General features: G+C 69.1%; 28 protein-coding genes. 10 read left to right on the top strand and 18 right to left on the bottom strand.

Going from position 1 to position 26,342, the window contains the following annotated elements; all coding sequences use genetic code 11:
- Window positions 1–35 precede the first annotated feature (35 nt).
- From HXX10_RS04120 to HXX10_RS04110, 3 genes are all read right to left on the bottom strand, one after another.
- The gene (locus HXX10_RS04120) at window positions 36–1,361 is read right to left on the bottom strand and encodes an MFS transporter (RefSeq protein ID WP_296520257.1); all 1,326 of its coding nucleotides are present in this window, start codon (window positions 1,359–1,361) and stop codon (window positions 36–38) included.
- Between the two features lie 85 nt (window positions 1,362–1,446).
- Window positions 1,447–2,145, bottom strand: coding sequence for an RraA family protein (locus HXX10_RS04115; protein ID WP_296520256.1), 699 nt, complete (start codon window positions 2,143–2,145; stop codon window positions 1,447–1,449).
- 59 nt (window positions 2,146–2,204) lie between these two features.
- Entirely contained in the window at window positions 2,205–3,140 is a 936-nt protein-coding gene (locus HXX10_RS04110) for a hydroxyacid dehydrogenase (protein ID WP_296520255.1), read from the bottom strand.
- A gap of 290 nt (window positions 3,141–3,430) precedes the next feature.
- On the opposite strand from HXX10_RS04110, the gene HXX10_RS04105 reads away from it, so the two are divergent.
- The 5 genes from HXX10_RS04105 (at window position 3,431) to HXX10_RS04085 (ending at window position 8,521) form a co-directional block, all read left to right on the top strand.
- A complete protein-coding gene (locus HXX10_RS04105) occupies window positions 3,431–4,366 on the top strand; it encodes a LysR family transcriptional regulator (protein WP_296520254.1) in 936 nt (311 codons plus the stop codon).
- A 346-nt stretch (window positions 4,367–4,712) separates the two neighbouring features.
- On the top strand, window positions 4,713–6,518 hold the full coding sequence (locus tag HXX10_RS04100; protein WP_296520253.1) for a radical SAM protein: 1,806 nt from the start codon (window positions 4,713–4,715) through the stop codon (window positions 6,516–6,518).
- A gap of 349 nt (window positions 6,519–6,867) precedes the next feature.
- Window positions 6,868–7,416, top strand: coding sequence for a hypothetical protein (locus HXX10_RS04095; protein ID WP_296520252.1), 549 nt, complete (start codon window positions 6,868–6,870; stop codon window positions 7,414–7,416).
- A gap of 2 nt (window positions 7,417–7,418) precedes the next feature.
- Window positions 7,419–7,931 carry a hypothetical protein gene (locus tag HXX10_RS04090; RefSeq protein WP_296520251.1) on the top strand — a complete coding sequence of 171 codons (513 nt, stop codon included), beginning with the start codon at window positions 7,419–7,421 and terminating at the stop codon, window positions 7,929–7,931.
- The gene (locus tag HXX10_RS04085; protein ID WP_296520250.1) at window positions 7,910–8,521 is read left to right on the top strand and encodes a hypothetical protein; all 612 of its coding nucleotides are present in this window, start codon (window positions 7,910–7,912) and stop codon (window positions 8,519–8,521) included. Before HXX10_RS04090 ends, HXX10_RS04085 begins: the two co-directional genes overlap by 22 nt.
- Window positions 8,522–8,656: 135 nt before the next feature.
- Here HXX10_RS04085 and HXX10_RS04080 read toward each other — a convergent pair whose 3' ends face one another.
- Complete coding sequence (locus HXX10_RS04080; RefSeq protein WP_296520249.1) at window positions 8,657–9,514, bottom strand: LysR substrate-binding domain-containing protein; 858 nt, start codon at window positions 9,512–9,514, stop codon at window positions 8,657–8,659.
- A 128-nt stretch (window positions 9,515–9,642) separates the two neighbouring features.
- Here HXX10_RS04080 and HXX10_RS04075 point away from each other — a divergent pair, with 128 nt between their 5' ends.
- Window positions 9,643–10,617, top strand: coding sequence for a sodium-dependent bicarbonate transport family permease (locus HXX10_RS04075; RefSeq protein ID WP_296520248.1), 975 nt, complete (start codon window positions 9,643–9,645; stop codon window positions 10,615–10,617).
- 32 nt (window positions 10,618–10,649) lie between these two features.
- The gene (locus HXX10_RS04070; RefSeq protein WP_296520247.1) at window positions 10,650–10,961 is read left to right on the top strand and encodes a transcriptional regulator; all 312 of its coding nucleotides are present in this window, start codon (window positions 10,650–10,652) and stop codon (window positions 10,959–10,961) included.
- Between the two features lie 22 nt (window positions 10,962–10,983).
- Here HXX10_RS04070 and HXX10_RS04065 read toward each other — a convergent pair whose 3' ends face one another.
- From HXX10_RS04065 to HXX10_RS04035, 7 genes are all read right to left on the bottom strand, one after another.
- On the bottom strand, window positions 10,984–11,655 hold the full coding sequence (locus HXX10_RS04065; protein ID WP_296520332.1) for a PhoH family protein: 672 nt from the start codon (window positions 11,653–11,655) through the stop codon (window positions 10,984–10,986).
- Between the two features lie 395 nt (window positions 11,656–12,050).
- Window positions 12,051–12,899 carry an MBL fold metallo-hydrolase gene (locus HXX10_RS04060; protein WP_296520246.1) on the bottom strand — a complete coding sequence of 283 codons (849 nt, stop codon included), beginning with the start codon at window positions 12,897–12,899 and terminating at the stop codon, window positions 12,051–12,053.
- Between the two features lie 34 nt (window positions 12,900–12,933).
- Window positions 12,934–13,938, bottom strand: a complete 1,005-nt coding sequence (locus HXX10_RS04055; RefSeq protein ID WP_296520245.1) for a tripartite tricarboxylate transporter substrate binding protein — start codon at window positions 13,936–13,938, stop codon at window positions 12,934–12,936.
- Window positions 13,939–14,071: 133 nt separating this feature from the next.
- Window positions 14,072–15,070, bottom strand: a complete 999-nt coding sequence (gene ppk2 / locus HXX10_RS04050) for a polyphosphate kinase 2 (protein WP_296520244.1) — start codon at window positions 15,068–15,070, stop codon at window positions 14,072–14,074.
- 342 nt (window positions 15,071–15,412) lie between these two features.
- Window positions 15,413–15,607, bottom strand: coding sequence for a DUF433 domain-containing protein (locus HXX10_RS04045; protein ID WP_296520243.1), 195 nt, complete (start codon window positions 15,605–15,607; stop codon window positions 15,413–15,415).
- Window positions 15,608–15,642: 35 nt separating this feature from the next.
- On the bottom strand, window positions 15,643–16,587 hold the full coding sequence (locus HXX10_RS04040; RefSeq protein WP_296520242.1) for a LysR family transcriptional regulator: 945 nt from the start codon (window positions 16,585–16,587) through the stop codon (window positions 15,643–15,645).
- Window positions 16,584–16,778, bottom strand: a complete 195-nt coding sequence (locus HXX10_RS04035; protein ID WP_296520241.1) for a hypothetical protein — start codon at window positions 16,776–16,778, stop codon at window positions 16,584–16,586. The genes HXX10_RS04040 and HXX10_RS04035 overlap by 4 nt, the downstream gene beginning before the upstream one ends.
- Before the next feature lie 94 nt (window positions 16,779–16,872).
- Here HXX10_RS04035 and HXX10_RS04030 point away from each other — a divergent pair, with 94 nt between their 5' ends.
- The 3 genes from HXX10_RS04030 (at window position 16,873) to HXX10_RS04020 (ending at window position 19,903) form a co-directional block, all read left to right on the top strand.
- Entirely contained in the window at window positions 16,873–18,147 is a 1,275-nt protein-coding gene (locus tag HXX10_RS04030) for an MFS transporter (protein ID WP_296520240.1), read from the top strand.
- A 101-nt stretch (window positions 18,148–18,248) separates the two neighbouring features.
- Window positions 18,249–19,235, top strand: coding sequence for an MDR family oxidoreductase (locus tag HXX10_RS04025; RefSeq protein ID WP_296520239.1), 987 nt, complete (start codon window positions 18,249–18,251; stop codon window positions 19,233–19,235).
- Between the two features lie 104 nt (window positions 19,236–19,339).
- On the top strand, window positions 19,340–19,903 hold the full coding sequence (locus HXX10_RS04020; RefSeq protein ID WP_296520238.1) for a hypothetical protein: 564 nt from the start codon (window positions 19,340–19,342) through the stop codon (window positions 19,901–19,903).
- A gap of 26 nt (window positions 19,904–19,929) precedes the next feature.
- Here HXX10_RS04020 and HXX10_RS04015 read toward each other — a convergent pair whose 3' ends face one another.
- The 7 genes from HXX10_RS04015 to HXX10_RS03985 all read right to left on the bottom strand — a co-directional run bounded on the left by HXX10_RS04015 (window position 19,930) and on the right by HXX10_RS03985 (window position 26,340).
- Window positions 19,930–20,847, bottom strand: a complete 918-nt coding sequence (locus HXX10_RS04015; RefSeq protein ID WP_296520237.1) for an ABC transporter substrate-binding protein — start codon at window positions 20,845–20,847, stop codon at window positions 19,930–19,932.
- A 19-nt stretch (window positions 20,848–20,866) separates the two neighbouring features.
- Window positions 20,867–21,934 (bottom strand): ABC transporter substrate-binding protein, encoded by a 1,068-nt coding sequence (locus tag HXX10_RS04010; RefSeq protein ID WP_296520236.1) that lies wholly within the window; start codon window positions 21,932–21,934, stop codon window positions 20,867–20,869.
- Between the two features lie 45 nt (window positions 21,935–21,979).
- A complete protein-coding gene (locus tag HXX10_RS04005) occupies window positions 21,980–22,720 on the bottom strand; it encodes an ABC transporter ATP-binding protein (protein ID WP_296520235.1) in 741 nt (246 codons plus the stop codon).
- A gap of 195 nt (window positions 22,721–22,915) precedes the next feature.
- Window positions 22,916–23,761 carry an ABC transporter permease gene (locus HXX10_RS04000; protein ID WP_296520234.1) on the bottom strand — a complete coding sequence of 282 codons (846 nt, stop codon included), beginning with the start codon at window positions 23,759–23,761 and terminating at the stop codon, window positions 22,916–22,918.
- An 8-nt stretch (window positions 23,762–23,769) separates the two neighbouring features.
- A complete protein-coding gene (locus tag HXX10_RS03995; RefSeq protein WP_296520233.1) occupies window positions 23,770–24,750 on the bottom strand; it encodes an aliphatic sulfonate ABC transporter substrate-binding protein in 981 nt (326 codons plus the stop codon).
- A gap of 251 nt (window positions 24,751–25,001) precedes the next feature.
- Window positions 25,002–25,508 (bottom strand): protein-tyrosine phosphatase family protein, encoded by a 507-nt coding sequence (locus HXX10_RS03990; protein WP_296520232.1) that lies wholly within the window; start codon window positions 25,506–25,508, stop codon window positions 25,002–25,004.
- Between the two features lie 190 nt (window positions 25,509–25,698).
- A complete protein-coding gene (locus HXX10_RS03985; protein WP_296520231.1) occupies window positions 25,699–26,340 on the bottom strand; it encodes an HD family hydrolase in 642 nt (213 codons plus the stop codon).
- Between the last annotated feature and the right edge of the window lie 2 nt (window positions 26,341–26,342).

Here is a 26,342-nt window from a genome sequence, read left to right as displayed (position 1 = left end):
CCGCAAGGCTGGCCCGTCGTCTTCATTGCGGAGGCTCAGCGGTACTTGCGGGCCTCGCCGGGCAGGGCGTCGCGCACGGACAGGACCACGATCAAGCCCAGCACGCCGTTGGCCATCAGCATGTAGGTGGGGATCATGATGTCACCGAAGGAATCGATGAGCATCGTGGCCAGATAGGGCATGAACCCGCCGCCGATCACCGATCCGAAGCTGTGCCCGAAGGAGACGCCCGTGCTCCGCACCCGCGTCGGCAGGAGCTCGGGATACATCAGGTAGGAGCCCGCCTGGCACAGCGTGTAGGGCAGCATGGTCACCACGAGGGCGAACACCGTGAGATTGAAGGACTCCGGCCCCATGATCGCGTACATCGGGTAGCTGAGCGCGATGTAGAAGACGTAGGACGCGGCGAGCACCTTCCTGGCCCCGAAGCGGTCCGTGACCATCCCGAACACGGGAATCAGCAGCGCCGCGCTGGTGATGGCGATCAGCACGATGAAGCCGACCTCCGCCTGCGGAATCTTGAGAACCGCCTTCATGTACACGGCCACATAGACCGTGCCGATATACGTGCCGACGGTCTGCACCAGGGCGAACAGCATCAACTTGATCAGCGACACCGGATAGGCCTTGAACAGCTCCGTCAGCGGCGCCTTGGAGATTCCGCCGGCGGTCTGCAGGTTCTTGAACTCCGGGCTGTCCTCGATCTTCAGGCGGATCCACAAGCAGCCCAGCATCAGCGGGAACGCCGCCAGGAACGGCACGCGCCAGGCCCAGTCGGGTGCGCTCTTGGCGAACATGGCGGCCGCGAGGCCCGCCATTCCGGCCGCCGTCGCCTTGCCCAGCACGGCGATGCCCGGGATGAAGGAGATGTAGAGCGCACGCCGATGGGGAGGCGCCCATTCCCGGACATAGGAGGCAGCGCCGCCGATCTCGCCGCCGGCGGACAGTCCCTGGAGCAGGCGCAAGGTGATCAGCAGCGCCGGCGCGACCACGCCGATGGAGGCGTAGGTGGGCAGAAGCCCGATCGCTGTGCTGGAGAAGCCCATCAGCAGCACCGTCGCCAGCAGCGCGGGCTTGCGCCCGTAGCGGTCACCGATGCGGCCGAAGACGATGCCGCCGAGCGGACGGACGATGAAGGCGCTGCCGAACACCGCGAGCGTGGAGAGCAGCGAGGCGGTGGGGTTGTCGCTGGGGAAGAAGCTGGAGGCGAGCATCGCCGCCACATAGCCGTAGCAACTGAAGTCGTAGTACTCGAGGAAAGTCCCGAACGAGGCGGCCACGGTCGCCTTCTTGGCCTCGCGGACGTGGCGGGCCTGGGCGTCGGACTCGAAGGCGGTCGTGAATGTGACGGCTTGTTCCATGTCGATGTACCTTGGGCTGAGCGACCGTTCCGTGCGGCGCGATCCCGGTGGGGGCTTCAGAGGATCGCGGCCCGTCGAAGCCTGTTCAGAACTGGTAGACGTCGTCGACGATGTCCGTGCCCGTCTGGCGCAGCTTCGCGTCCACCCAGGTCCGGTCGTAACAGCCGGCCTTGATGTCGGCGAAAATCTGCTTCTCCTTGGCCGAGATGGCTTGCGTGGCCGCCAGCACGTGTCTGGCGTCCTGCACCGGGATGAACACCACGCCGTCGGCGTCGCCCACCACGATGTCGCCGGGGCGCACCACGGCTCCGCCGCAGGCGATGACCGTGTTGATCTCGCCGCAGCCGTTCTTGTACGGCCCCATCGGCGTGTAGCCGCGCGAAAAGACGGGCAGCGCGCCGAAGGCCGCGATGCCGTCGTAGTCTCGCATCGTGCCGTCGAGCACCAGGCCTCCGATGCCGCGCGAGGCGGCGTAGCGCACCATGATCTCGCCGATGAGCGCGTTGGTCGGGTCTCCCTGGCCGTCGACCACCACGATGTCGCCCGGCTGGGCCAGATCCAGCGCCTTGTGGATGAAGAGGTTGTCGCCGGGATTCACCTTCACGGTGAAGGCGGGACCGCACAGCTTCATGTCCGGCAGGACGGGGCTGATGGCGCTGCAGGCGCAGAACATGCGCGACATGTTGTCGGCGATGTTGGGCGTGGCCTGCCCTCGGAAGGCCGCGACGAGATCCGGATCGGGCCTGTTGATCCGGGTGTAGATTCTGTTGCCTGGTAGGGACACGGCTTGCTCCGCGGATGGCTTCGGGTTGACTGCAGTGGCTCTTCGCGCCGGCCGGGGGCTCACGACGCGTAGGGGAATTCGGGTTTCTCGCCGCGCAGCACCGCCAGCACGTCGCTGACGACGGTGTGTCCCACCCGCAGCAGCGCCTCGTCGGTGGCCGCGCCCACGTGCAGCGAACCGATGAAATTGGGCAGCGCGAGGAGGGGATCGTCGGGCCGCGGAGGCTCCGTCTCGAAGACGTCGCAGGCGGCCGCCGCCAGGCGGCCGTGACGGAGTGCGTCGACCAGCGCGGCTTCGTCGACGACGCCGCCGCGCGCGGTGTTGACCAGGATGGCGCCGGGTCGGCAGAGCGCGAGCTCGGCCGCACCGACGAGGTGGTGCGTCCGCGGCGTGTACGGAACGCTGACGCTGATGACGTCCGATGCCGCCAGGAGCGACCCCAGCGCCGCATGATGGACGATGCCCAGCTCGCCGAAGCGCGCCGGGGCGACGAAGGGATCGTAGCCCGCGACGTCCATGCCGAAGCCGTTGCGGCAGATGTCCGCGGTGCGTTGCGAAATCCGGCCGAGGCCCACCAGACCCAGGGTCTTGCCGCCCAGTTCCACTCCCGTGAGCTCGGGCGGAGAGATGCGGCTGGCGCCGGCGCGGAGCATGCGCGTATTGGCCGGAAGCTTGCGCGCCAGGGCGAGCATGAAGCCGACGACGAGCTCGGCGACCGAGTTCACATTGGCCGTGGGCGTGTACACCACCTGCACGCCGCGCTCGCGCGCGGCCTCCACGTCGATGGCGTTGACCCCGATCCCGTGCTTGCCGATCACCTTGAGCCTCGGCGCCGCCAGAATCTGGGAGCGCGTCACGACGGCGGCCCGCACGATGACGGCGTCGGCCTGCGACCAGTCGGTGGATCGAGGATCGTCCCAGGTCAGCACGTCGGCCGCCTCGCGCAGCCGGGCGAGAGGGGCCGAATGGATGGGTTCCGTCACGACGACCTGCATGTCCCCCTCCGGTATGACGACCGTGCGAGCGCCGATGGCGCCTTGGCCGATCAGCCGTTCGCCTTGGTGCTGGACTTATTATTCGATAAACGCATAATTCGACCGCCTCCGTGTCGCCACGCAGGCTTTCAACCGGCCGCGCGCCGGCTTGTTCAGTATTCGGGCAGACCGGAAGATTTGGTCGTCTTCCAGGATTTCGCCGTGTCCATGACACGAACTTGAATATCGATAAAGTGATTATTCTGAATGATTATAATCGGAAAATAGAATAATTTAGGCGGAGTGCTACCGTGCAGTTCCAGGACATCGAGATCTTTCTCCAGGTGGCCCGCCACCGAAATCTCTCGCGCGCCGCCGAGGTGACGCATTTCGCCCAGTCGACCATCAGCAAGCGGCTGCAGATGCTGGAGGAGAAACTGGGCTATCCGCTCCTGGAACGGGGCAAGGGGCTCAAAAAGGTCGAGCTGACGGCTCAGGGCGAGGCGTTCCTGCCCATCGCGGAACGCTGGCAGGAGCTGCTGCGCGAAGCCCACGAGGTCAACTGGGCTCAGCCGCGCCAGCACATCGTCATCGGCACCGTGTCCAGCGCCAACATGACCTTCATCCCCGAATTGTGCCGCCGCCTGTGGAACCGCAAACCGCGCCTGGGCTATCGCACGATTTCGCTGCATTCCCCGGAGATGTACGACGCGATCGAGAAGCGCACCATCGACGTGGGCTTCGCCCTGGTGGAGCAGACGGCCCAGAGCGTCGCCGTGTCGCCGTGCTTTTCCGTGCCGCTCATCGGCGTGCGCGTCAAGCAGGGCGGAGCCAAGAAGGTCGACGTCCGTTCACTCGACCCGGAGCACTGCATCTTCGTTCCCTGGGGCACCAGCTACCTGACGTGGCACGAATACTGGTTCCATTCGGGCAAGAAGCCGTGGGCGGCCGTCGACAATCCGCTCATCCTGTTCACCGTGATGGAGCACCCGGAGCAATGGGCCGTCGTCCCTCGCGGAATCGCCCACTCCATGCTCGCCACCGGCCGCTTCGAAATCTTCCAGATCGACCCGGCACCGCCGGAGCGCACCTTCTACAAGATCACCCACAAGAACCCGAGAAGCAGCGCGGTATCGGCGCTCGAGGCGTTCAACGAAGAGCTAGCAGGCACGATCCGCGATGGCTTCCCGGACATCTACACGGACGTCCAGGGGAGCCGCCTCGGCAGAACCGTCAAGCGGCGCTAGACCGCACGTCCGGCAAACGGGGCGGCCGGCCTCGCGGTCGAACCGCACCAGATCGTGCCCCGGCAGCGGCCCGCCCGGGAACCACACCAGCCACGCTCTGCTGCCGTCCGAGACCCTGGCCTTGGTCGACGTCGTCCCCGAGGCGCTCCGGCACGAGCGGCTGGCCGATGAGCTCGCCGGCGGCCTGGGGCGACTCCATCGCTCGGGGCCGACCCGACGATCACCCGGTCCGGCGAGCCCGGTCGGGGCAAGGTATTAATACTCCGCGTTGCAGCTTGCGTATTTTCCCTCTCCTGTTTTTAAGTACAATCACCGATGAGGTGATCGCTCCAGGAGGGGGCCCGGAATGGTCGCAGAGGGGACGTCCGCGCGTCGGTTCCAGCTCGTCCTGATCAAGCCGTCGCACTACGACGACGACGGCTACGTGATCCAATGGATGCGCTCGTCGATTCCGGCGAACTCGCTCGCCTGCGTTTATGCGCTCGCGGCCGACGCCGCGGAACGACGCGTGCTCGGCGCGGACGTCGACATCGACATCACGGCCGTCGACGAGACGAACACGCGCGTCAAGGTCGACGAGATCGTCACCCGGATGGCGCGGCACGGCGGCTTCGGCATGGTCGGCCTGGTCGGCGTGCAGTCGAACCAGTTTCCGCGCGCCATGGACATCGCCCGGCCGCTGCGCGCTGAAGGCGTGCCGGTGGTGATCGGCGGCTTCCACGTCTCCGGCCTGCTCGCCATGCTGCCTGAGATGCCGGCCGACCTGCAGGAGGCGCTCGATCTCGGCTGCAGCCTGTTCGCCGGCGAGGCGGAGGGGCGCATCGACCGCGTGCTCGCCGATGCCGCGGCGCGGACGCTCGCACCCATCTACAACTACATGGACGACCTGCCGGGGCTGGAATCGGCGCCGGTGCCGTTTCTGCCGCGCGAGACCGTCGGCCGGGTGTTCGACCATCACGCCAGCTTCGACGCCGGGCGCGGCTGCCCGTTCCAGTGCTCGTTCTGCACCATCATCAACGTGCAGGGCCGCAAGTCGCGGCGCCGCTCGCCCGACGACGTCGAGGCGCTGATCCGCCGCCACTGGGAGCACGGCATCAAGCGCTTCTTCATCACCGACGACAACTTCGCCCGCAACCGCGACTGGGAGGCGATCTTCGACCGGATCATAAAAATCCGGGAGGAGGAGAGGATCGACGTACGCCTGATCATCCAGGTCGACACGCTCTGCCACAAGATCGAAAACTTCATCGAGAAGGCGCGCCGCGCCGGCGTCACGCGGGTGTTCATCGGGCTGGAGAACATCAATCCGGCGAACCTGATGGCGGCCAACAAACGGCAGAACAAGATCACCGAATACAGGAAGATGCTGCTCGCGTGGAAGCAGGCGGGCGTGATCACCTATGCGGGCTACATTCTCGGCTTCCCGGCCGACACACCGGACTCGATCCGCGCCGACATCGAGATCATCAAGCGCGAGCTGCCGCTCGACATCCTGGAGTTCTTCTTCCTGACGCCGCTGCCCGGTTCGGAGGATCACAAGGCGCTGTGGCTGAAGGGGGTCGCCATGGACCCCGACATGAACAAATACGACCTCGAGCATGTCACCACGGCGCATCCGCAAATGTCGCGAGCCGAATGGGAGGCGATCTATCGCGAGGCGTGGGAGACCTACTACACGCCCGAGCACGCGCTCACCATCTTCCGCCGCGGCGCCGCCACCGGGATGGGCCTGTCGCGCCTGCTCGCCGTGCTGTTCGTGTTCTCGGCGGCGCTGCGGATCGAGAAGGTCCACCCGCTGCAGGTCGGCGGCTTCCGCCTGAAAGTCCGGCGCGACCGCCGCCCAGGCTTCCCGATCGAGGCGGCATGGTCGTTCTATCCGAAATATCTTTGGGAGATCGTGTCCAAGCACGCGCGGCTGACCAGGCACTGGATCGACCTCGACCTGATGCGCCGCAAGGCCAAGCGCGAGCAGGCGGTGCGGCCCTATACGGATCTCGCGCTGACGCCGGTCACCGACGAGGAGACCGAGACGCTGGAGATCTTCACGCACAGCGAGGACGCCCGTCGCGGCGTGGCCCACATCCGCAAGGTCGACGCGCTGACGCACCGGCCGCCGCAGCCGCCCCAGCCGCACACCGTCGCGGCGGAGTGAGGGCCGGCAGGGGACCGTCATCCCGAGGTGCTCGACCAATGATCTAGGGCATGCCCGGGACCAACATGATCAGTGCGCAAGCCGGCAATAGCCGGCTTTGCCTGGCCGGGTCTCGAAGGATGAACGGGCCCGGCACCTCCGCCGTCGCCGTTCGAGTGCGGCGCATTTGGCGCCTGCCCGCATAAAATTTGATCGATCTCGTTTACCCAGCATCGACCGTCGCGCCGCCCGCCGCGCGCAGACGGCGCGCCCGGCAACCTGAAGAAAGCCGGGCGTTAATACCTCCATGCTAGTTGTCCTGCTCGACCGGAGGGGGGGGCACACCGTGGGATCGATCATCCGTTTCACCATGCTCGTCGCCATCATGTTCATGGCGGGATTCGCGGTGGTCGGCTGGATCACGCGGGGCTCCCCAGTGCCTGTTCTCGTCGCCCGGGCGCCCGCCCCCGTCGTGTCGGCGCCGACCTTCACCGAGACGCGCGAAGAACTGGCGCGCGGCGGTCCGCCACCAAAGCCGCAGCCGAGCGACGACGACGCGCAGCGCAATGCGCTGCGCCAGGCCGCCTTGCAGGCTGCGACCGGCTTCAGCCTGTCGCCCTGCGACGCCGGCATGAAAGCCGCGGCGATCCGGGACATCACCGCCTATGCGCGGGAGATCGCCGACAAGTCCGGCTGCGGGCGCTTCATGTGCGGCGGCGAGGCGCGGATGGAAATGGCGACGCGGCTGTTCTCGACGGCGCTCGACGAGCGAGTGAGGGAGCAGGTCGCCGCCGCCTTCGAGGTGGGACTGCGTCTCGACGACTTCCCACCATCCCTGCGGCTTGCTTTGCTGATGGTCTCGAAGGGCAATGGTGACGGCCAGTCGCCCTGCGGCAAGCCGCGCGAAGCGCGGCGCTGACCATGGTGCGGGCGTTCGGCCTCGGCGTCCTGCTGGTGATCGGCTGGGTGCTGCTCGCCGGCATCCGGATGGAGCCGGTCGCGGTCCCGGCCGGGCCGATGGACAACCGCGCCACGCGGCAGGGACAGGATCCCTGGGCGGCGAACGAGCCGACGCGGGAGAGCGTGCGGGAGAATGCACGGCAGAGCGCCCTGCGCGGGCTCGATCAGGCGTGGTCCGCCATGTGCGCCGGCGAAGGACGCCAGCGCCTCCTCGCGGGCCTCGGCTATTACTTCGAGCAGCGCGGCATGCAGGAGCGGGGCTTCCCGATGTCGTGGGGCGAAGCCGGCGCCCGGCACATCGCACGCGCTTGGCGTACGGCAGACGACGCCCGCATCGAGCGGCTGACCCGCGAGACCTACGCCCGCGGCTACTTCGCGCTCGCCGACCTCGACCCGCATGTCCGCGAGCGGACCGCCGCCCTGCTCCGCGCCGAGCGGGTCACCGGACATCCATGCAACGCTTCACGGGAGTGAGGACCATGGGCCTGATCAAGAGCGTTCTCTTCGTCATCGCCGGAATCATGGTGGGCTCCTACGTGCTGAACATCCTGATTCATCCGGGCGACGCCCTGCCGCGCAACGCGCGGATGGGCGAGTGGCGCAACGCGCAGGTGCGGCCGGCCTGCTACGAGGCGCTCGAGGATCTCGGCGATCCGCAGCTCCCGAAGCTGCCTGCGGGTCCTCATCACATCGATTTCGGCGATTTCTCGCGCGCCGTGCAGCTCACAGCGGCGTCGAACTGCTACGTCGTCACCCAGCGTGACGCGATCTGCGATCCGGCCAACCGGGCCTGGATCGTCGATTATCTCGGCAAGTATTTCGGCAAGATGGACGACATGCTCTCCGCCGCGCGGCGCCACGGCGAGCCGGAGGTCGCCAAGGTCCGCGAGCTGTGGTCGAGCTACCGCAACCGCGCGATCACCTACGCGCTGGACAACCACATCCGCGACGGTCGCCTGATCAAGGCCGATTTCGGCTGGTCGGTGCCGAAGGCGCTCGCGCCGATGCTCGAACGCCATGCCGGCGCCGTGGACCGCTGCCCGGTGCGAACCGCGGGACGTTGAGCTCTGCCGCGACCCGAGGGGTGAGGCTGGCGCCCCGCCCCGTCGCCGTGATCAGGTCGCGACGCCGTCGAAGGCGTCGACCCACATGGCACACGAGCCGGCCCCTCCGCTCGTTCCCGCTGTGCGGCTGCATCCTCACCCCAGCGAGCCGACGATGTGCTCCTTCAGGCGCTGGGCCGGCAGCGAGAGCCGCTCGCGCTGGAGGAGCGCGATCTCGGTGTCCTTGAGGCTGGGCAGCGGTCCGCCGTCGACGACGTGCAGGTCGCCCGGCACCATGTCCTTCGGCAGCACCGTGACGCCGAGCCCGGCGCGCACCGCGGCAAGCGAGCCGGCGAGCGAGCCGCACGTGTAGGCGACCCGCCACGGCCGCTTGGCGCGGTCGAGCGCCTCGGTGGCGCGCTTGCGATAGACGCAGGGGCTCGGCGAGACGACCAGCGGCAGCGGCCCGTCCGACCGGTCGAGCTCCGTCTCCGCCGTCACCCACACCAGCGGCTCGCGCCAGACCCTGATGCCGCTGGCCTCGGCGAGCCGCTCGCGCTTGATCAGCGCAAGATCGAAGGCACCGCGACGGAACCGCTCGATCAGATGCAGGGTGAGGTCGCAGGTCACCTCGAGGGCGACCGCCGGATAGGTCTTGGCGAAGCGCGACAGCACGTCGGGCAGATGACGCGAGGCGAAGTCCTCCGGCGTGCCGAGCCGCACGACGCCGTGCAGGGCCGGCTCGGTGACGCGGGCGACCAGCTCGTCGTTGACGTCGAGCAGGCGGCGCGCATGTGCCAGGAACGTCTCGCCGTCCGCCGTGAGCTTCACGCTGCGCGGCGTGCGGTCGATCAGCCGGCGGCCGAGCCCGTCCTCGAGCCGCTGGAGCTGGAGCGACACGGTCGACTGCTGACGGCGCAAGCCCTCGGCGGCGCGCGTGAAGCTGCCGAGCGTCGCGATGGCGACGAAGGTGCGGACCAGGTCGAGATCGAGATTGAGCAGCGGGCGGGGCACCGGCCTACCATCATATTTGTCAATTATAGAACTTTGTACTATCAATTATCGTCATGCTGCAAGTGCGTCTAGGGTCGTCCCCGTTCGCCTGCCGCATCGCGCCGCGGGCTCGCATGGACGAGGCGACGATGCTCGAGCTGGCACTGCAGAACCTTCTCTCCCCCATGGTGCTGTTCTTCGTCCTCGGCGTCGCGGCGGCGCTGGCGCGCTCCGATCTCTCGGTGCCGGAGCAGGTGGCGAAGCTGCTCGCGCTCTATCTGCTGATGGCGATCGGCTTCCGCGGCGGCGTCGAGGTCGCCCATCAGGGGATCGACGCAACCATGATCACGACCATCGCGGCCGGGATCGGGCTTTCCTTCGCGATGCCGTTCCTCGCCTATCTGATCCTGCGCGCGACGACCCGGCTCGACCCGGTGAATGCCGCCGCGGTGGCGGCCCATTACGGCTCGATCTCGGCCGTCACCTTCGTCGCCGTCACCGGCATGCTGGGCCAGCTCGGTATCGCCTGGGACGGCTACATGGTGGCGGTCGCGGCCGCCATGGAGACGCCGGCGATCGTCGCGGCACTGCTGATCGCCCGCGGGCGGAGCGACGGCGACGCGCCCGGCGAGAGCCGCTCGACGCTCCTGCGCGAGGTGGCGCTCAACGGCTCGATCGTGATCCTGCTCGGCGCCTTCGCGATCGGCGTCGCGACCGGGGATCGCGGCGCGACGATGCTCAAGCCCTTCCTGGTCGACGCCTTCGCCGGCGTGCTGTGCCTGTTCCTGCTCGACATGGGGCTCGTCGCCGGCCGCGGGCTCGCGCAAGGCCGCCGCCACCTCTCGGCGCCGGTGGCGGCCTTTGCGATCGTGATGCCGCTGATCGGCGGCACGCTCGCCGGTGCGCTGGCCTTCGCGATCGGCCTCTCGGTCGGCAGCACCGCCGTGCTGATCACGCTCGCCGCCTCGGCGTCGTACATCGCCGTGCCGGCGGCGATGCGGCTCGCTCTGCCGCAAGCCAATCCGGCCATCGCCCTGACGCTGTCGCTCGGCGTCACCTTCCCGTTCAACCTGCTCGTCGGCATACCGCTCTATATCGCGCTCGCCGGGCGCATCGCATCGTGAAGACCGCGCCCACGCCGGCCGGAGGAGGAGCCATGCAGACCTATCCGAAGAAGCGCATCGAGATCATCGCCGAGGCGCCGCTGCTGCGCCGGCTGACGGCGCGGCTCGACGAGGCCGGCGTCGGCGGCTGGTCGGTGGTGCCGATCCTGGCCGGCCACGGGCATGGCGGCGACTGGTCGGCGGAGGGCCAGATCGGCACGGCCACCCAGATGGTGATGCTGATCTCGATCGTCGACGCGGCCCGGCTCGATGCGGTTCTCGACGCCGTGTTCGGCCTGGTGTCGGGGCAGATCGGCTTCGTCACGGTGGCGGATGTCGCCGTGGTGCGGCCGGAGCGGTTCTGACGCCCCGGCCGCGCCGTCGCGATCAGGTCGCGACGCCGTCGAAGGCGTCGACCCACATGGCGCACAGGCCGGAGCGCACGATGTCGTCGCGCGTGAACTCGATCACGGGCACGGGCAGGTCCTTGGTCCTGATCAGGTCGATGACGGCCCGCAGCCCGGAGTCCGACGGCAGGTCGCACTGGCTGACGTCGCCGTCGACCACCGTGATGCAGTTCTCGCCGATCCGGGTCAGGAAGGTCTTCATCTCGGCCGCGGTGGTGTTCTGCGCCTCGTCGAGCAGCACGAAGGCGTCCTTCCAGGAGCGGCCGCGCATCACCTCGAACGGCACCATCTCGATGTCGCCGTTCTTCAGCGCGATGTCGAAGGCCGCCTTGCCGATCCGCTCCTTGATGGCCTCGATCACGGGCGCGGCCCACGGCGCGAACTTGTCCTGCAGCGAGCCCGGGAAGAAGCCCAGCGAGCGGCCGCACGGCACGTTCGGCCGGGTGAGGATGACGCGCTCGACCTGCCGGGTGCGCAGGAGGTCGGCCGCATGGGTCGCCGCGATCCAGGTCTTGCCGGTTCCGGCCGGGCCGACGACCACCACCTGCGGGCTCGCGCGCAGCGCCGCCAGATAGGCGCCCTGCGTCGGTGTCAGCGGCTTGATCGGCGGCAGGGCGCGGGCGGCCGTGAACTTGGCGCCGGAAAAGGCGATGATCTCGGCCGTCTCGACCGAACGATCGCTGCGACGCTTCTTCTTGCTGGACTGCTTGCCCAAGGAACGACTCCTTTCGCCGAATCGACGGGACGACGCCGGCGCCGGGGCACCGCGTCTCGCGACAGGTTCTGGTGAGGACGTGATTTCGGAGGAGACTTCGAAGGAGGCGGCGCGGCGACGATCCGCCGGTGTCGGAGTCGTCTTCTTGCTCATCGATTCACCATCCACGAGCCGCCATGGATGAAAGGCTACGTGATTCGTATGACGGTTTCACGGAGCAAATTTCGGCAGACGATGACCACCGTGCAGGCAGCCGCGGCTGTCCACCGAAGGTTAAGAGAGTGTCAACGCGCACGCGGCCGCCGGCGAATCTCCTCGCCGCTCGCGACGCTTCAGAGATCGATCTCGGTGAGATCCTCGCCGATCACCAGCCGGCCGGAGAAGTCGCGCGCCACCTCGTCGGCGAGGCGCTGCAGCATGGCGTCGCCGCTGCGCGGCCGGTGATGGGTCAGCGCCAGCGTCTTGACGCCCGCCTGCGCGGCGATGCGGCCGACCGTGTCGCCGCAGGCCAGCGTGTGCTTCGCCAACCGCTCGAAATGCTCGCCGCGAATCTCGGCGCCGGCGAGGAAGCAGCACTGCACCAAGAGGTCGGCGCCGGCGGCCAGCCGCGCGAGCCCGTCGCACGCCACCGTGTCGCCCGAGATCGCGACCACCTTGCCGTCCGCCTCGAAGCGATAGCCGAGGCAGGTCCAGCGCGCCATGAAGGCCGGCGGAATCCCCAGTCCGTCGCCGTGCGAGACGGTCTCGGCCGTGACGGTCCAGCGCCCGGTGTCGACCACCAGGCCGGCGCCCACGTCGCACACCGTCACGGGCGGGAAGCCGCCGAAGCTCGGCTCGCCGGCGCTGCGCCAACCGATGTCCTTGTCGTAGACCTGGGTCAGCAGCGCGTCGACGATGCGCTCGGTATCGGGCGGGCCGAAGACCTGCAGCGGCGTGCGGCGGCCGGCCAGCCAAGTGTTGAGCACCACGTCGTAGAGATCGCCGATGTGATCGAAGTGATGGTGGGTCAGGAACACCGGTCCGACCGCCGCGAGCGGCACGCCGGCCTTGACCATCTGCACCGTGACGCCGCGGCCGGCGTCGAACAGGATGTTCTCGTCGCCGAGCCGGATCAGCGTCGTCGTCGCCATGCGGCGCGGATCGGGCCGCGGGCCGCCGGTGCCGAGCAGGACCACCTTCATGGGCGTCGTCCGATCATGGACGTGATCATGGGCGTCACTCCAGCGTGAAGCCGCTCGACCGGATCACCCGGCCCCAGCGCGCGTGGTCGGCCTTGACGATCTCGGCGAACACCGCCGGCGTGTCGGCGACGACGGCGACGTCGAGGCCGGCGAGCCGCTCGCGCACGGTGGCGTCGGCCAGTGCGACGCCGATCGCCGCGGCGTGGCGCTCGACCGTGTCGGGGGGCGTGCGGCCCGGCGCGAAGAAGCCGTACCAGAGATCGGCCGCCTCGATGTCGCCGAGCCCGAGCGCGAGCTCGCCGAAGGTCGGCACCTCGGGCAGGCGCGGCGAGCGCCTGCTGCCGGTGACGGCCAGCACCCGCACGGTGCCGGCCCGGTGCTGCTCCATCAGGCTCGCCGTGGTGTCGAACACGGCCTGGATCGAGCCGCCGACGAGATCCTGCAGGGCCGGCGCGGAGCCGCGATACGGGACGTGAGTCAGGTCCGTGCCGGTCGCGTTGCTGAACATCAGGCCGAGAAAATGCGACGGCGTGCCGGCCCCGAGCGAGCCGAAGCTGACCTTGCCGAGGTTTTGCTTGGCGTAAGCGATGAAGCCTGCGACGCTGTCGACCTGCAGCCTGGGGTCGACCGCCAGCGCGAACTGGAACGTGCAGAAGCGCGTCACCGGCACCAGGTCGGTCAGCGGATCGAACGGCAGCGTCTTGTAGATGAAGGGATAGAACGCCGTGACGACGATCGGCGCCGCCAGCAGGGTGGCGCCGTCCGGCTCGGCCCGCGCCACCGCCTCGGCGGCGAGCCGGCCGGCCGTGCCCGGCCGGTTCTCGATCACGATGGTGGTGCCGTGGATCTCACGCAGCTTGTCGGCGATGATCCGCACCATGGTGTCGAGGCCGCCGCCGGCCGGAAAGCCGACGAGCACCTTCTGGGTCCGCGGCAGCGGCTCGGCGGCGGCAGGCCCCGCGGCCGCGAGCGCCGCGGCCCCGAGCATCAGGGCGCGCCGGTCCAACACCGCTCCCCGGCGAACGCGACCCTGCTCCATGTCCAAAATCCCTTCGCGCGACGCCGGCCCGACCGGCTCCACCGACGGTCCGTCATGTCGAGGCGACGTTCAAGTACCGCCGGCGCGGGACCGCCATGAGGCGGACGGGCGGGATGCCCGACGCGGCGCGGCCTCAGTAGATCGCCGGCACGAAGCGCTGGCTCGACTTCTTCGGCCGGCGATAGCCGGTGTCGGGCTGGCGCGGCGGCAGCTCGACCTCGGTCGGGCTGACGGGCTGATAGGGAATCTGCTTCAGCAGATGGGCGATGCAGTTGAGCCGCGCCCGCTTCTTGTTGTCGGCGTCGACCACGTTCCAAGGGCTCTTCCGGGTGTCCGTGTGGGCGAACATCTCGTCCTTGGCCTTCGAGTAGTCGACCCAGCGGGCGCGCGACTCGATGTCCATCGGGGAGAGCTTCCAGCGCTTGAACGGATTACGGGCCCGCTCGACGAAGCGCACCTCCTGCTCCTCGTCGCTGACCGAGAACCAGTACTTGATCAGGTGTACGCCGGAGCGGATCAGCATGTCCTCGAACACCGGGCAGGCGTGCAGGAACTCGCGATACTCCGGCTCGGTGCAGAAGCCCATCACCCGCTCGACGCCGGCGCGGTTGTACCAGCTCCGGTCGAACAGCACGATCTCGCCGGCGCCCGGCAGCTCGGCGACGTAGCGCTGAAAATACCACTGGCCGCGCTCGCGCTCGGTCGGCGTGCCGAGCGCCACGACGCGGCAGATGCGCGGGTTGAGCGGCTCGCTGATGCGCTTGATCACGCCGCCCTTGCCGGCGGCGTCGCGCCCCTCGAACACCACGGCCACCTTGAGGCGCTGGACCCGCACCCACTCCTGCAGCTTGATCAGCTCGTACTGCAGACGCGCGAGCTCCTCGACATATTTGTAGTTCTTCGGCGGCTTTCGCGGGCCGTTGCGGGCGATCTTCGACCAGATGGTCTCGATCTCCGCCTTCTCGACCGCGGTGCGCAGCACCTCGCCGTGATGGGGCGGCACCGGGCCGGTGCCGCCGTTCGCCCCGGGCCCAGGCGCATTGCGGGTCTTGGTCTTGGCATGAGCGGTCTTGCGGCGCGCTTTTGCCTTGTCCCGGGCGTCAGCCTTGCTGCGGGTCCCACGCTTGCTCATCGCGTCCCCTCCCGACGGCTCGGCGCGCCGACGCGCGGCGATTCACTGGAGCCGACGACAGAGCCTACGACGAGGGGATTCCGGTGTTCAACCCGAGACGGAGCATTCTACCGCCCGACAACCGGCGCCAGGGGCGCCGTGGTCGGAACGACCCGGACCGCTGCGAAGAAGTCTCGGCATGTTCAGCATGACCACCGTCATTCCGGGGCGCCGCCACCGGGTCCGGCCTTTGGCCGGCCCGATGACAGGCTCCGCGGCGAGCCCGGAATCCATACGCTCAGACAGCGATTATGGATACCGGACAGCCGATCTTTGGTCGGCTTCCGGAATGACCATAGAGGCTCAGCAATCCTTCGCCTCTTCCAGGAACGCGATCACCTGCTCCCGGGTCACGCTGGGAAACCCGGCCAGGAACTCGTCGATGGTCTCGCCGGCTTCGAGATAATCGAGCAGCGTCTGCACGGGCACGCGCGTGCCGGCGAACACGACGGCGCCGCTCATCACGTCGGGGCTGCGCGACACGATCCGCGATCTCATTGCCGAGGGCTACTCCAGGGCCGACCCACCCGCAATCAAACGCCCGCTACGGTCGCCTGCCTCGACTGCTCGCCCGGATGCCCCTCCCCCACCGCATCCTCCGCCAGGAACGCCCGCACCGTGTCGGCGATCGCGGCGATCGCCGTGTCGAACGGCCCGAGCGGCCCGCCCGTCACCATCCAGGCCGTCAGGGCGGGCGCGAAGTCGTCGACCGTGACGACCCGCACGCTCTCGCGCCAGGACGACCCGACCAGCAGCCGCTCGGGGATCAGGCCGATGCCGATGCCGCGGGCGATCAGGGCGAGCTGCAGGCCGGCGCCCCAGGTTTCAGCCACCACCTCGACGGGAGCGCCGCGGTCGGCGAGCGCGCGGTCGAGCTGGGCGCGAAAGCCGCAGCCGTCCGGATTGATCACCCAGCGCTGGCCGGCGAGGTCGGCGACCGCGATGCGGTCCGGCAAAGGACTGTCGGTCGGCACCACGACCAGCACGCGCTCGGTGCCGAGCGGGGTCGCATGCGCGGTATCGAGCGGGCGCTCCGGCCTCTCGGCCACCACGGCGGCGTCGAGCTGGCCGTCGGCGACCTGGCGGCGCAGCACGGCGCTGCGGTCGGCGACGAGGCGCAGCGACACGGCCGGGCAGAGATCCCGCACCGCCTCGATCGCCGACGCCAGCACCGCCTCGGACAGCGCCAGGGTGAGGCCGACCCGCAGCGGCCCGGCCGCGATGGTGCTGCGGCTGTCGCGGGCGAGCGCCTCGGCGGCGCGCAGCAGGGCGATGCAGCGCCGGTAGGCGCTCTCGCCGGCCCGGGTCGCCCGCGCCGGCTTGGACTCGCGGTCGAGCAGGGTGATGCCCAGCGTCTCCTCGAGCCGTTGCACCCGGCGCGAGATCGCCGGCTGGGTGAGGTTGAGGCAGCGCGCCGCCTTGCCGACCGAGCCGGTGTCGACCACGGCCACGAAGGCGCGCACATCGTCGAGGTTCATGCGCGCCCCCGGACGGCGGCCGGCTCGCGCGGAGCGTCATCGCCGGGCTCGACCCGGCGATCCATCGTCTGACGAAAAGAGCTCTTCTTGCACTGACGATGGATGCGCGGGTCGAGCCCGCGCATGACGACGCTCAGGCGCAGCTCCGTCGCACCATCATTATTCCGATCCGTCATGTTCTTCATCAGCATGTTTCATTTTCATCATGATAACGAAGCTGCTATGAGGATGCAAACGCGCCGGCTGCCCCCCGCCGGCGCGACCATCGTCTCCGGAGGCGCCCCAATGTCCGCACCGACGTCCGCCATCGAGTCCACGGCCCGCTCCGTCGGCTGGCGTACACCCCTGGTCGTGATCGTCTGCGGCTGCACGGTGGCGCTGCTGGCGTTCGGGCCGCGCTCGGCGCTCGGCTTCTTCCTCACCCCGATGTCGCAACAGAACGGCTGGGGCCGCGACGTGTTCGGGCTGGCGCTCGCCATCCAGAACCTGCTGTGGGGGCTCGGCCAGCCCTTTGCCGGCGCCGTCGCCGACCGCTTCGGCACGGTGCGGGTGATGAGCCTCGGCGCCCTCCTTTACGCGGCCGGCCTCGCGCTGATGTCGCAGGCGACTACCCCGGGCGCCCTCGACCTCACGGCCGGCGTGGTCATCGGCTTCGGCCTGTCGGGCTGCTCGTTCAACATCGTCATCTCGGCCTTCGGCAAGCTGCTGCCGCCGGAGTGGCGGGCGCTGTCCTTCGGGGCCGGCACGGCGGCCGGCTCGTTCGGGCAGTTCCTGTTCTCGCCGCTCGCCGTGGCGCTGAACCAGACCATCGGTTGGCAGAACACGCTGCTCGCCTTCGCGGCCGCCATGCTGATCATCGTGCCGCTGTCGCTGGCACTCGCGACCTCGCGCACCGACACCCATGCCTCCCCGCTGTCGCCCGCCGCCGGGCCCGCGGGCGTGCCCGCCCAATCGCTCCGCCAGGCGCTCGTCGAGGCGCTGGGTCATCGCTCCTATGTGCTGCTGGTGCTCGGCTTCTTCACCTGCGGGTTCCAGCTCGCCTTCATCACGGTGCACATGCCGGCCTATCTGATCGACCGCGGCCTGTCGGCGGCCGTGGGCGGCTGGACGCTGGCCGTGATCGGCCTGTTCAACATCGTCGGCTCGCTCGGCTCCGGCTGGCTCACCAGCCGGTTTCCCAAGCGGTATCTGCTCGCCGCCAACTATTTCGGCCGCGCCATCGCCATCGCGGTGTTCATCAGCGTGCCGGCGACACCGGCCGGCACCATCCTGTTCGGCGCCGTGCTGGGCCTGCTGTGGCTCTCCACGGTGCCGCCGACATCCAGCCTGGTGCTTCTGATGTTCGGCACCCGCTGGTTCGCCACCCTGTTCGGCTTCGCCTTCTTCAGCCACCAGGTCGGCGGCTTCCTCGGGGTGTTGATCGGCGGCATCGCGTTCGAGCGCACCGGCTCCTACGATCTCGTCTGGTGGCTGTCGGTCCTGTTCGGCGTGCTGTCCGGCCTGATCAACCTGCCGATCGTCGAGAAGCCGGTCGCCAGGCTCGCCGCCGCCCGCGCATGACCGGAATGGAACCGCCGCCCTTGTGTGGCCCGATTGCCGCCGCTTAAGTTCCGCCGGAGGGGTGGGCCGCGGGTCCGCCCCGGGCAAAACGGGGGCTTCAGGTGTCGACCTTCAAGGCGATCGTCATCCGCAAGGGCGAAGGCGGGCAGACCGCAGGGCTCGCCGATTTCGACGAGAGCGAGCTGATGGAGGGCGACGTCACCCTCCGGGTGGAGTGGTCGACCATCAACTACAAGGACGGCCTCGCCGTCACGGGCAAGGCGCCCGTCGTGCGGCGCTTTCCGATGATCGCCGGCATCGACGGCGCCGGCACGGTGGAGACCTCGAGCCATCCCGACTGGAAGCCCGGCGACCGGGTGGTGCTCAACGGCTGGGGCTGCGGCGAGACCCATCTGGGGTCCTTCGCCGAGAAGGCGCGCGTCAAGGGCGACTGGCTGGTGCCGCTGCCGCCCGGCATGGAGGCGCGCGACGCCATGGCGATCGGCACGGCCGGCTATACGGCCATGTTGGCCGTGCTGGCGCTGGAGCGCCACGGCCTCACGCCCGATCGCGGCCCCGTGGTGGTGACGGGCGCGGCCGGCGGGGTCGGCTCGGTCGCCATCTCGATCCTGGCCAAGCTCGGCTGGCACGTCATCGCCTCGACGGGCCGGCCCGAGGAGGCCGACTACCTGAAGGAGCTCGGCGCCGCCGAGGTGATCGCCCGCCAGGAGCTGTCCGGGCCGCCCAAGCCGCTCGCCAAGGAACGCTGGGCAGCCGGCATCGATTCGGTCGGCTCGACCACGCTCGCCAATGTCCTGTCGATGACCCGCTACCATGGTGCCGTCGCCGCCTGCGGGCTCGCCGGCGGCATGGACCTGCCGTCCAGCGTCGCCCCGTTCATCCTGCGCGGGGTGTCGCTCCTGGGGGTCGATTCTGTGATGTGTCCGCAACACCTCCGGCGAGAAGCGTGGCGGCGGCTGGACAGCGATCTCGATCGGCGCAAATTGGCCAAAATGACCGAAGAAATCGGATTGGACGGTGTTCTCGACGCCGGCCGCCGCATCGTCGAAGGGCAGGTGCGGGGACGAATCGTGGTCAAGATCGCGTAAACGCGTTCAGACTTTATCGACGATCTGCCGGCATCATCGCGCCCGGGTATGGTTAAGCCCGTGTAACGAGGTTTGTCGCAGTTCACTGACGTACGGGGTCCGACATGCGTGTGCGCCATCTTGCTCTCATCCCGGCCGTGCTGGTGCTGGCCGGCACGGTGTTGGCCGGAACGGGCCAGGCCGGAGCCGGCTCGCTCAAGCCGGACGAGGCGCGCCGCTTCGTCGCCGGCAAGCTGTTCGCCTACACATGCTTCGAAGGCACCCAGGGCCTTGGCCGGATTCTCCCCGACGGCTCGGTGATCGGCACCCTGCAGCCGAAGGGCCGGCCGCCGCGCTTCGTCGCGCTGCCGGCCGGCACCATCCGGGTCAGCTCGAGCGCGATCTGCGCCTCGGTGAAGGGGCTGATGTTCCAGCCCTGCTTCGAGGTCGACCAGACCAGCCCGCACAGCTTCCGCGGCTCGGTCTCGGGTCTCGGCTTCGCCTATTGCGACTTCGTGCGGCAGAATCCGCGCACCCGGCTGACCGGCTCGGGCGGCGGTTCCGAGGGGACGACCGGCTCGGTCCGGACGTCGCGGCCGCAGCCCCTCAACCTGCGCCCGACCTCGATCGCCGTGCCGGCGTCGGCGCCGCCGCCCGTGCAGTCGGCCGTGATCCGCACCACGGACTGAGACGCGATCCGGGGGCTCGCGGCGGATTACTCCGCCGCTTCGCGCCCCACGCCCGTCCAACCGGAATAATCCTCGGCGACGAACCGCTCGACCGGCCACCGCTCCGCGATGGCGCCGAGGCGGTGCTGCAGCGCCACGGCATTCTCCAGGCCCTGCCGGTCCAGGAGGCCGTCGATCCCGATGAACGGCTGCTCGCGCGCCACCGCCACCTCGGCGGCGATGCGCGGAATGCCGAAATGCGCCGCCGTGAAGTCGATCCATTCGTCGCGATGCAGCGCGAGATGGCGTGACGCCCGCCGCGTCACCTCGACCACGGTGCGCACCAGGTCCGGCTCGGCCGCCAGAAATTCCTCGTTCGCCACCTGGATGACCCACTGCAGCGGCGGCACGTCGGCGAGCGCATGGACGTCGCCCCAGGACCGCACCAGGCCCAGATACTCGCCGAGCGCACCGTTCGGCTCGGCCGAGAGGAGCGCTGCGATCTCGCCGCGCCGGAACAGATCGAGCTGGTTGGCATAGTCGTCACCGAGGCCGCGGATGGTCACGTCACGGTCGGGATCGAGCCCGTGCTGGGCGAGGAGATCGCGTAGATACCAGTAGCTGCAGGAGCCGAGCGTCAGCGCGCCGAGCGTCTTTCCCCGCAGCCCGTTCCAATCGGCGACGTCCGGGGCGACCAGGAAATTCAGGCTGACGCCGCGCTGCAGGCCGCTGCCGACGATCCTGAAGCGGTGCCCCCTGGCGATCGCGGTGACGCCGGGCGGGGTGCCGAGTTCGCCGATCTTGAGCGCGCCGGAATCATAGGCGGCGGAGATTTCCGGGCCGCCGAACACGACCTTGACGTCGAGGTCGATGCCCTCGCGGGCGAACCAGCCCTTCTCGACCGCGAACCGCACATTGAGGCCGGAGCGGTCGGTCGGCACCCCGTAGTCGAGCCTGATGGCCATCGCCTGGTCTCCCGAACGATCACGCTGCGAGGGCGGTGAGGCGGGCGCGGACGCGCTCCAGCGGTCGCGGATCGATCCAGCCGCCGATGTCGACGTCGCGGGCGATGAAGCCGTGCCGCAGCAGGAAGTCCTTGCGGACCGTGAGCGCCTGCACCAGCGGCGCATCGAGCGAGATCGCCAGCCTGGCCGCGATGTCGGGCGCCGTGCCTTCGTCGAGCCAGTGCTCGGCGCTGCCGGTCTCCCGCGCGATGGCGCGGCGCGCCGCATCCTGGTTGCGCGATGCCCAATCGGCCGCCCGCACCAGGGTCGCCAGATAGTCGTCGACCAGGTCGGGATGCTCGCGCAGCAGTCCGCCGCTCACCGTCAGGGTCTTGGGCTGGCCGTTGTTGACGGCGAGCGCCGGATCCTCGGCGTGCGCCAGGTTGATGACCTCGACGGCGCCGAGCTGCTCGCGCAGCGCGACGCCCCAGACGCTGTAGGCGAACACGGCATCGACCTCGCCGCGCAGCAGCGCCGCGAGCTCGGCCTGGTGCTGGCGGACCAGCCGCGCCGGACCGAAGCTCCCGTCCTGGCCGGGAATCGGATCGACAAAGCTCTCCACGACGGGCAGATCGACCAATGTCACGTCGTCGAGGGTGAGGCCGGCGGTCGCGAGCGCGTTGTGAAAACCCTGCAGGCCGATCGAGCGCCAGAAATCGATCTTGTCGTTGAGCCGCCGCGGCAGCGCCAGCCGCCGCCCGGCGAGATCGCCGACCGTTTTTATGTCGGAGCCCGGCAGCGCCAGCACGGCTTCGTATTGCGGCACCCATTGCAGGCCGATCAGCACGGTGTCGCGCCCCTCGGAGCGCGCGAAGATCGCCGGCGCATTGCCGCCCTGGCGGAACGAGTTCTCCAGCGTGTGGGTGAAATGCGACTCGCGGGTCGCCCGGTCGGCCGAATGGCGCAGCGACGTCACGGCGATGCCGTGCGATGCAAACGTCTGGTCGAGCCAGCCGTTCTGCACGGCGATGCCGCTCGCGGTCGGCACCGGGCAGCGGGTGTACCAGAGCGTGTCGGGACGCGGCGAAGCGGAGACGGGGGAGGACATCGTGATCACCTCGGTTTTGACGAGATCGGGCTTGAACGATCGGGGTCAGGCGGCGAGCCGCCCATCAGCGGGAAACAGTTCGCCGAGCAAAAACTCCTTGATCTCCTGGAACGCCGCGGACGTGCGCTTGCGCGGTTTCGGGAGATCGACGACGACGTCGCGGCGGATGCGGGCCGGCGGCCCGTCCAGGACGATGATGCGGTCGGACAAAACGATCGCCTCCTCGATGTCGTGGGTGATGAGGAGCACGTTCGGCACCTCGCCGCCGACGATGTCGAGCAGATGGTCCTGCATGCGCATGCGGGTGAGCGGATCGAGCGCCGCGAACGGCTCGTCGAGCAGCAGGAGCCGCGGCCGGCCGACCAGCGCACGGGCGAGCCCGACGCGCTGCGCCATGCCGCCGGAGAGCTGCTTGGGCAGCGCGTCGGCAAAGCCCGTGAGCGACACCTTGGCCAGCGCAGCGTCGACCGCGGCGGCGCGCTCGGCCGCCGGCCAGCGCCACAGGCCGAGCCCGACATTGCGGCGCACGTCGAGCCACGGCATCAGGCGGGGATCCTGGAAGGCGACCCCGATCTCGGAACGCGGCCCGTCGACCGGCGTGCCGTCGAGCCTGATGTCGCCGCGGGTCGCGGTCTCCAGCCCGGCGACGAGGCGCAAGAGCGTGCTCTTGCCGCAACCGCTCGGCCCGATCACGGTCAGCACGTGCTCGCGGTCGAGCGTGAAGGACATCGGCCCCAGCGCCGCGAAGGAGCCGAAGCTTTTTGCGAGATCACGGATCTCCAGCATGTCACACCGCCATTTTCCGCCAGGAGCACTGGCGTCTCGTCGTCACGGCCGGGCTCGTCCCGGTCTTGGTCGTTCCGGGGCGCGGCCGGTAGGCCGCGAGCCCGGAACCCATAACCCCGGTCTGTGTGTATGGATTCCGGGCTCGCCGCTGCGCGGCGCCCCGGAATGACGGTGAACTGATCAGCCGAGTGTGCATCAATCCTTCTCCACCGTGTCCTGCCAGCGCAGCACGCGGCGCGAGATCGCGGCCAGGATCATGTCGGTCGACTTGCCGCTGAGCGCGAAGACGATCATGCAGGCCATCACCAGATGCGGCCGGCCCGTCATCTCGCCGTCCATCAGCATGTAGCCGATGCCGCTCGACGCCCCCATCAGCTCGGCGCCGACCACCACCAGCCAGGCGACGCCCATCGACTGGCGCAGACCGACGAACAGGAACGGCAGGCTGTAGGGCAGCAGGATGGTGCCGACCAGGCGGGCGCCGGCGAGCCCGTTGACGCGGCCGACCTCGATCAGCTTGCGGTCGACCCGGGCGATGCCCGACATGAAGTTCAGATAGGTCGGGAAGAAGTTGGCGAGCGCGATCAGGGCGATCTTCGAGCCCTCGTCGATGCCGAGCCAGAGGATGAACATCGGGATCCAGGCGAGGCCCGGAATGGTGCGCAGCGCGTGCACGCTCGGATCCAGATAGGCGCGCCACTGCAGCGAGTAGCCGGTCAGCGCGCCCAGCGCGGTGGCGACCAGCGTGCCGGCCGCAAAGCCCAGCATCACCCGGCGGAACGACACCGCGAGATTGGACAGAAGCTCGCCCGACGTTGCGAGGCGCACGAGCTCGCCCAGCACGGCGAGCGGCGTCGGCAGCAGGGTCGCGTCGGTCCAGCCGAGCGCACCCACCGCCTGCCAGGCGGCGAGCACGGCCAGCGGCAGCGCGAGGGCGCGCCAGCCGTGGGGCAGCACGCCGCGGGGCAGACGGAGCCGAAACCCGCCTCGCCCGCGGCCTGCCGCGAGCGAGGCGCCGGCGTCGGTGACGATGTCGGTCACGGCGGCCCTCAGTGGCTGTGGCTCTTCACGGGCGCAGCCGTGAAGGACGGATCGAGGGTGTCGCGCGCGACCTTGTCGATGTCGGTGTCGGGCGCGATGGCGCCGATGCTCTTGAACAGCCGGCCCCACACGATCAGCCCGTCGGCGTCATCCGCCGTCACGGCGGGACGGTCGGTGGCGCTGCGCAGCAGCGCGCTGCGGGCGACGTCGCGGTCGAGCTTGGACCCTTCCGCGAAGACATCGATCGCCTCGTCCTGGTGCTCGTCGGCGTAGCGGCGGGCGCGATCGATGTTGGCCACGACCAGCGAGACGATCTCGGGATATTTCTTGGCGAACTCCTCGCGGACATTGTAGACGCCGCCGCCCGGCAGGGTCTCGTCGATGAACAGCACGCGCGCCTTGTTCTTGAGCTCGGCGATCGACCAGTCGGGCTCGAGCCCGGCCCACGCCTCGACCCGTCCGGAGGCGAGCGCGAGGCGCCCTTCCGGATGCTGCAGCGACACGATCTGCACGTCGTCCTTGGAGAGGCCGTGCGTCTGCAGGGCAGCGATCAGGCCGATATAGGGGCCGGTGCCCGGCGTCGCCGCGATCTTCTTGCCCTTGAGATCGGCGATCGATCGATAGGGCGAATCCTCGCGCACCAGGATGGGCGCGCCGTTCTTGCGCTCGGTCCAGTAGATCAGCTTGGTCGGCGTGCCGTTGGCGCGCGCCAGGAACGCCGAGGCGTTGCTGGACGGGCCGAAGTCGATGCTCTTGCCGCGCAGGAACTCGATGGTCTTGTTGCTGCCGAGCGACAGCACCCACTTCACCTTGATGCCGCGCGCGCCGAGCTCCTGCTCGAGCCATCCCTTCTGCTTCAGGATCAGGCTCGCCGGCACGATATAGGTGTAGCCGACCGCCACCTCCTCGGGCTCGGCGGCGACGGCCCGCATGGGCGCGAGCGCGAGAGCGGCGAGGAGAAGGGCGGCAAGGATTTTCGGGGATTTCATGTCCTGTGCTCACGTTGAAGCGGGACAGGACTCCTAGTACGCGGCGCAAAGACGCCGCCAATGGAATGATTTTCTTGACTGCAGTTTGGGGCGATCGCGCCGCCACAGCGTCGCCACGAGAACAGACGTGTCGCCGCCGCGCCCCGGAGGGTGGCAAATTCTCTCGCGCGCCGCGCACCATCTGACGCAGCGCTGCGGCGGGAACGACGATCTCCCGCGGACCTCCGCGCCGATCGTGTTTCTCTCCCGGCTCAGTCGACGGCGAGGCGGAACGGCGCCGCGGACAGGCACGGGATGTGCGGCGCGATCGAGTCCACCGCTTTGACCATCCGCCCCTCGCGGCCGAGCAGGCGATCGGCCAACGACACGATCAGGCGGTTCGGACAGGCGGTCGCCGAGGCGGTGCGCAGCGCCTGTGCGATGGCGCGCTCGTCGCGATCGGGATGCACCATGCAGGCGGCAACATAGGCGGCGGCGCTGGAGCGGCTGATGCCGGCATAGCAATGCACCACCAGGGGCGCCGCCTGGTCCCATTCGCGCACAAAACCGATCAGCCGCTCGACATGGTGCTGCTGCGGGTGGATGCAGCCTTCGCTCGGAAAGCAGATGTCGTGGATTTCGAGATGCAGGTGGTGCTCGGCTGCGATGCTGCCCGGCCGCGTCACCGGCGTGCCGATGTCGATCAGCGTGACCACCCTTCGGGCGCCGGTCGCCTCCACGGTCTCGGCCAGGCGCTGCAGCGAGCAGACGTGAATCATCTTTCAGTCCTCGTCTTTCGCTCGGCTATAGCGCCGCGATGTGGCGGCTTCGTGCAAGTGGCGTGCCGTCGTCATTCCGGAAGCCGACCAAAGGTCGGCTGTTCGGAATCCATAACCCCGGTCTGTGGATATGGATTCCGGGCTCGCGGGCCTACGGCCCGCGCCCCGGAATGACGTCATCTGAATCGGCTCACCCCGCGTCGAGCTTGGCGAAGCGCTCCTTGAAGCGCCGTTCCGCCTCGCCGGCCGGCCAGGGGCGCAAGAAATCCTTTTCGACGCGGGCCGGCAGCCCGGGCGGCGCGCCGAAGAATTTTCGCGCTTCCGGTTCGGCGAAGCCGGCGAGCCGCGTCGCCTCCAGGTAGGCGGCGCCGCGGTCGGCCTCCTTGACGATACGCACCGCCTCGTCGGGCAGCGTCGGCGGCAGGCCGAAGCGCAGATGGATGGCGGCCAGCAGACGCGCCTCCACGGCCTTGTAGGCGCCACCCATCACGGCCTTGAACGGCGAGATCATGTCGCCGATCACGTATTCGGGGGCGTCGTGCAGCATCAAGGCGAGGCCGAGCCTTCGGTCGACGGCGCCGCAGCGGCGGCGCGCGACCTCCTCGACCAGGAGCGTGTGCTGGGCGACCGAAAAGATGTGCTCGCCGTTCGTCTGGCCGTTCCAGCGCGCGACCCGCGCGAGCCCGTGGGCGATGTCCTCGATCTCGACGTCGAGAGGCGAGGGATCCAAGAGGTCGAGCCGCCGGCCCGACAGCATGCGCTGCCAGGCGCGCGGCCCCTCGGGGACTGGCGTCGGCACGGGTTTTGGAGCAGGTTTGGGCTTGGCTGGCATCG

Source organism: Rhodoplanes sp., assembly GCF_013377085.1.
Taxonomy (GTDB): Bacteria; Pseudomonadota; Alphaproteobacteria; order Rhizobiales; family Xanthobacteraceae; genus Rhodoplanes.
This window is presented reverse-complemented; position numbering and strand designations above follow the sequence as displayed.

What these genes read in the sequence shown, in the direction of transcription:
- HXX10_RS04055 (WP_296520245.1), bottom strand. Translation starts at nt 13,938, where the DNA reads ATGGAGCAGGGTCGCGTTCGCCGGGGAGCGGTGTTGGACCGGCGCGCC.
- HXX10_RS04045 (WP_296520243.1), bottom strand. Translation starts at nt 15,607, where the DNA reads ATGAGATCGCGGATCGTGTCGCGCAGCCCCGACGTGATGAGCGGCGCC.
- HXX10_RS04085 (WP_296520250.1), top strand. Translation starts at nt 7,910, where the DNA reads ATGCAACGCTTCACGGGAGTGAGGACCATGGGCCTGATCAAGAGCGTT.
- HXX10_RS04100 (WP_296520253.1), top strand. Translation starts at nt 4,713, where the DNA reads ATGGTCGCAGAGGGGACGTCCGCGCGTCGGTTCCAGCTCGTCCTGATC.
- HXX10_RS04090 (WP_296520251.1), top strand. Translation starts at nt 7,419, where the DNA reads ATGGTGCGGGCGTTCGGCCTCGGCGTCCTGCTGGTGATCGGCTGGGTG.
- ppk2 (WP_296520244.1), bottom strand. Translation starts at nt 15,070, where the DNA reads ATGAGCAAGCGTGGGACCCGCAGCAAGGCTGACGCCCGGGACAAGGCA.
- HXX10_RS03995 (WP_296520233.1), bottom strand. Translation starts at nt 24,750, where the DNA reads ATGAAATCCCCGAAAATCCTTGCCGCCCTTCTCCTCGCCGCTCTCGCG.
- HXX10_RS04060 (WP_296520246.1), bottom strand. Translation starts at nt 12,899, where the DNA reads ATGAAGGTGGTCCTGCTCGGCACCGGCGGCCCGCGGCCCGATCCGCGC.
- HXX10_RS04005 (WP_296520235.1), bottom strand. Translation starts at nt 22,720, where the DNA reads ATGCTGGAGATCCGTGATCTCGCAAAAAGCTTCGGCTCCTTCGCGGCG.
- HXX10_RS04030 (WP_296520240.1), top strand. Translation starts at nt 16,873, where the DNA reads ATGTCCGCACCGACGTCCGCCATCGAGTCCACGGCCCGCTCCGTCGGC.
- HXX10_RS04120 (WP_296520257.1), bottom strand. Translation starts at nt 1,361, where the DNA reads ATGGAACAAGCCGTCACATTCACGACCGCCTTCGAGTCCGACGCCCAG.
- HXX10_RS04040 (WP_296520242.1), bottom strand. Translation starts at nt 16,587, where the DNA reads ATGAACCTCGACGATGTGCGCGCCTTCGTGGCCGTGGTCGACACCGGC.
- HXX10_RS04095 (WP_296520252.1), top strand. Translation starts at nt 6,868, where the DNA reads ATGCTCGTCGCCATCATGTTCATGGCGGGATTCGCGGTGGTCGGCTGG.
- HXX10_RS04020 (WP_296520238.1), top strand. Translation starts at nt 19,340, where the DNA reads ATGCGTGTGCGCCATCTTGCTCTCATCCCGGCCGTGCTGGTGCTGGCC.
- HXX10_RS04075 (WP_296520248.1), top strand. Translation starts at nt 9,643, where the DNA reads ATGCTCGAGCTGGCACTGCAGAACCTTCTCTCCCCCATGGTGCTGTTC.
- HXX10_RS04010 (WP_296520236.1), bottom strand. Translation starts at nt 21,934, where the DNA reads ATGTCCTCCCCCGTCTCCGCTTCGCCGCGTCCCGACACGCTCTGGTAC.
- HXX10_RS03985 (WP_296520231.1), bottom strand. Translation starts at nt 26,340, where the DNA reads ATGCCAGCCAAGCCCAAACCTGCTCCAAAACCCGTGCCGACGCCAGTC.
- HXX10_RS04110 (WP_296520255.1), bottom strand. Translation starts at nt 3,140, where the DNA reads ATGCAGGTCGTCGTGACGGAACCCATCCATTCGGCCCCTCTCGCCCGG.
- HXX10_RS04015 (WP_296520237.1), bottom strand. Translation starts at nt 20,847, where the DNA reads ATGGCCATCAGGCTCGACTACGGGGTGCCGACCGACCGCTCCGGCCTC.
- HXX10_RS03990 (WP_296520232.1), bottom strand. Translation starts at nt 25,508, where the DNA reads ATGATTCACGTCTGCTCGCTGCAGCGCCTGGCCGAGACCGTGGAGGCG.
- HXX10_RS04035 (WP_296520241.1), bottom strand. Translation starts at nt 16,778, where the DNA reads ATGCTGATGAAGAACATGACGGATCGGAATAATGATGGTGCGACGGAG.
- HXX10_RS04070 (WP_296520247.1), top strand. Translation starts at nt 10,650, where the DNA reads ATGCAGACCTATCCGAAGAAGCGCATCGAGATCATCGCCGAGGCGCCG.